Below are 3,737 nucleotides of genomic sequence, written 5' to 3' on the forward strand. Positions count from 1 at the left end.
CCCGCTGATGCCGGCGACGGCGGCGACCCGGGGCTCGAAGGCGGCGGCCCGCGGCCGGCGTGTTCACCGGCAACCGGGTGAAGGCCGCGCCGGTGCTGTGGAGCGAGCAGGTGCTCAAGGGTGGAGTGGTCCGCGCGGTGGTGCTCAACTCCGGCGGCGCCAACGCGTGCACCGGCACCCAGGGCTTCCGCGACACGCACGCCACCGCCGAGCACACCGCGGCGGTGCTGCGCGGCGGGGCCAAGCCGATGCTGGTCGGCCCGGGCGACGTGGCGGTCTGCTCGACCGGCCTGATCGGCGAGCTGCTGCCGATGGACAAGCTGCTGCCGGGCGTCGCGACCGCGGCCAAAGGGCTGGCCAAGGACGGCGGCGCGGACGCGGCCGAGGCCATCATGACCACCGACACCGTGGCCAAGACGGCGACCCGGACCGGGCCGGGCGGCTGGACCGTGGGCGGCATGGCCAAGGGCGCCGGCATGCTCGCGCCCGCGCTGGCCACCATGCTCGTCGTCATCACCACCGACGCGGTGGCCGGCAACGACGCGCTCGACGAGGCGCTGCGGGCGGCCACCCGGGTGACCTTCGACCGGATCGACGCCGACGGGTGCATGTCCACCAACGACACCGTGCTGTTGCTCGCCAGCGGCGCGTCCGATGTGCAGCCGGAGCAGGACGAGCTGACCGCTGCCGTCACCGCGGTCTGCCACGACCTCGCGCAGCAGCTCATCGCCGACGCCGAGGGCGCCACCAAGCACATCGCGATCGAGGTGCTCGGCGCGGCCAGCGAGGCGGATGCCGTCGAGGTCGGCCGCACGGTGGCACGCAACAACCTGGTGAAGACCGCGCTCTTCGGCAACGACCCCAACTGGGGCCGGATCCTGGCCGCGGTCGGCACCACCGGCGCGGTCTTCGAGCCCGACCGGATCGACGTGGCGATCAACGGCGTGTGGGTGTGCAAGGGCGGCGCGGCGGCCGAGGACAGGTCCAAGGTGGACCTCTCCGGGCGCGATGTGCAGATCCGGATCCACCTGCGCGAGGGCGAGATGTCGGCGACCATCTGGACCACCGACCTGTCGCACGCGTACGTGCACGAGAACTCGGCCTACTCGTCATGACCCCGCAGGAGAAGGCCGCCGTTCTCATCGAGTCGTTGCCGTGGCTGTCCCGCTTCCACGGCTCGACCGTGGTGATCAAGTACGGCGGCAACGCGATGATCGACCCCGCGCTGCAGGCCGCCTTCGCGGCCGACGTGGTCTTCCTGCGCTATGCCGGGATCAAGCCGGTGATCGTCCACGGCGGCGGGCCGCAGATCAGCTCGATGCTGTCGAGGCTGGGCATCGCCTCGTCCTTCCAGGGCGGTCTCCGGGTCACCACGCCCGAGGCCATGGACGTCGTCCGCATGGTTCTGGTCGGCCAGGTCGGCCGTGAGCTGGTCGGGCTGATCAATCAGCACGGCCCCTTCGCCGTCGGTCTCTCCGGCGAGGACGCGCGGCTGTTCACCGCCACGCGGCGCGGCGCGCTCGTCGACGGGCAGACCGTCGACATCGGGCAGGTCGGCGATGTGAGCGCCGTGGACACCTCGGCCGTCGACGACCTGATCGCGGCCGGCCGGATCCCGGTCGTCGCCTGCGTCGCGCCCGACGCCGACGGCGTGGTGCACAACGTCAACGCGGACACCGGCGCCGCCGCCCTCGCGGTCGCGCTGCAGGCCCGCAAGCTCGTCGTGCTCACCGACGTCCCGGGCCTCTACACCAACTGGCCGGACACCGGCTCGCTCACCTCCGAGATCACCGCCGACGACCTCGAGAAGCTCATGCCGTCCCTGGAGTCCGGGATGGCGCCCAAGATGGAGGCCTGCCTCCGCGCGGTGCAGGGCGGCGTGTCGGCCGCCCACGTCATCGACGGCCGCGTCGCCCACTCGACCCTGCTGGAAGTCTTCACCTCGGAAGGATTCGGGACCATGGTGGTGCCGTCATGACGCTGCGGGATCGCTGGCGCCAGTCCCTGATGGACAACTACGGGACGCCGCAGCTGGCCCTGGTCAAGGGCGAGGGCGCGGTGCTCATCGACGAGGACGGTAAGGAGTATGTCGACCTGCTCGGCGGCATCGCGGTGAACGCGCTCGGGCACGCCCACCCGGCCGTCGTGCAGGCCGTCTCCCAGCAGATCGCCACCCTCGGGCACGTCTCCAACCTCTACGTGGCCGAGCCGCCGGTCGCGCTCGCCGAGCTGCTGCTGGCGCTGGCCGGCCGGCCCGGCCGGGTGCTGTTCTGCAACTCCGGAGCCGAGGCGAACGAGGCCGCGTTCAAGCTGTCCCGGCTGACCGCGCGCAGTCACGTGGTGTCCACCGTGGGCGGTTTCCACGGCCGCACGATGGGCGCGCTGGCGCTGACCGGCCAGCCGGCGAAGGCGGATCCGTTCCGGCCGCTGCCGGGCGATGTGACCTTCGTGCCCTACGGCGACGTGGAGGCGCTGCGGTCCGAGGTGACCGACCACACGGCGATGGTCGTCCTCGAGCCGATACAGGGCGAGAACGGCGTGGTCGTGCCGCCGCCCGGCTACCTCGCGGCGGCCCGGGAGATCTGCACCGCGGCCGGCGCGCTGCTCGTGCTCGACGAGGTGCAGACCGGCATCGGGCGCACCGGGCACTGGTTCGCGCACCAGGCCGACGGCGTCGAGCCCGACATCGTCACGCTGGCCAAAGGGCTGGGCGGCGGGCTGCCGATCGGCGCCTGCCTCGCCTTCGGCCCGGCGGCCGACCTGTTCACGCCCGGCCTGCACGGCACCACCTTCGGCGGCAACCCGGTCAGCTGCGCCGCCGCGCTGGCGGTGATCCGGACCATCGCCGGCGACGGGCTGCTCGACCACGTGAAGCGGATCGGCGAGCAGATCCGGCGCGGCGCCGAGGCTCTCGGCCTCACCGTGCGGGGGGCCGGGCTGCTGCTCGGCATCGTGCTCGACCAGCCGTCCTCGGCGGACCTGGCCGCGAAGCTGCGGGAGGCGGGCTACCTGGTGAATCCGGTGCAGCCGGACGTCATCCGGCTGGCGCCGCCGCTGATCCTGAGCGCCGAGCAGGCCGACGGTTTCCTCGGCGCGCTGCGGGAGGTGACCCGGTGACCCGCCACTTCCTGGCCGACGACAGCCTGTCGCCGGACGAGCAGACCGCCGTCCTCGAGCTGGCCGCCCGCATGAAGGAGGACCGGTACTACTACCACCCGCTGGCCGGGCCCCAGTCGGTCGCCGTGCTGTTCGACAAGCCCAGCCTGCGGACCCGGCTGTCGTTCGAGGCCGGCATCGCCGAGCTCGGCGGCAACCCGATCATCGTGGACACCCAGGCGACCCACTTCGGGCGCGGCGAGTCGCTGATCGACGCCGGGCGGGTGCTGTCCCGCTACGTGTCGGCGATCGTGCTGCGCACGCACGGCGACGACCGGCTGGCCGAGCTCGCATCCGACGTCTCCGTGCCGGTGATCAACGCGCTGACCGACGGCTTCCACCCCTGCCAGCTGCTGGCCGACCTGCAGACCGTGCGGGAGCGGCTCGGCGGCACCAAGGGCGTGAAGCTGGCCTACGTCGGGGACGCGGCGAACAACATGGCGAACTCGTACCTGCTGGCCGGGGCGACCGCGGGCATGCACGTGCGGGTGGCCGGGCCGGCCGGCTTCGACCCGGCGCCGGCGGTGGTGGCCCGGGCGGCCGAGATCGCCGCCTGGACCGGCGGCTCGGTGGAGGTGCTG

General features: G+C 72.9%; 3 protein-coding genes and 1 pseudogene. All 4 read left to right on the plus strand.

Going from position 1 to position 3,737, the window contains the following annotated elements:
• Window positions 1–53: 53 nt before the first annotated feature.
• Window positions 54–1,115: pseudogene (gene argJ, locus AB0M20_RS31855) on the plus strand (bifunctional glutamate N-acetyltransferase/amino-acid acetyltransferase ArgJ); the annotation flags it as partial.
• Window positions 1,112–1,978: an acetylglutamate kinase gene (gene argB / locus AB0M20_RS31860; protein ID WP_364304032.1), complete on the plus strand. Its 867-nt coding sequence runs from the start codon at window positions 1,112–1,114 to the stop codon at window positions 1,976–1,978. The pseudogene argJ and the gene argB, both read left to right, overlap by 4 nt.
• Complete coding sequence (locus tag AB0M20_RS31865) at window positions 1,975–3,117, plus strand: acetylornithine transaminase (protein WP_364304033.1); 1,143 nt, start codon at window positions 1,975–1,977, stop codon at window positions 3,115–3,117. Before argB ends, AB0M20_RS31865 begins: the two co-directional genes overlap by 4 nt.
• Window positions 3,114–3,737 (plus strand): ornithine carbamoyltransferase (locus AB0M20_RS31870; RefSeq protein ID WP_364304034.1); only part of this gene is annotated, 624 nt, incomplete at its 3' end. The genes AB0M20_RS31865 and AB0M20_RS31870, both read left to right, overlap by 4 nt.

This window comes from Actinoplanes sp. NPDC051633, assembly GCF_040681735.1.
Classification (GTDB): Bacteria; Actinomycetota; Actinomycetes; order Mycobacteriales; family Micromonosporaceae; genus Actinoplanes.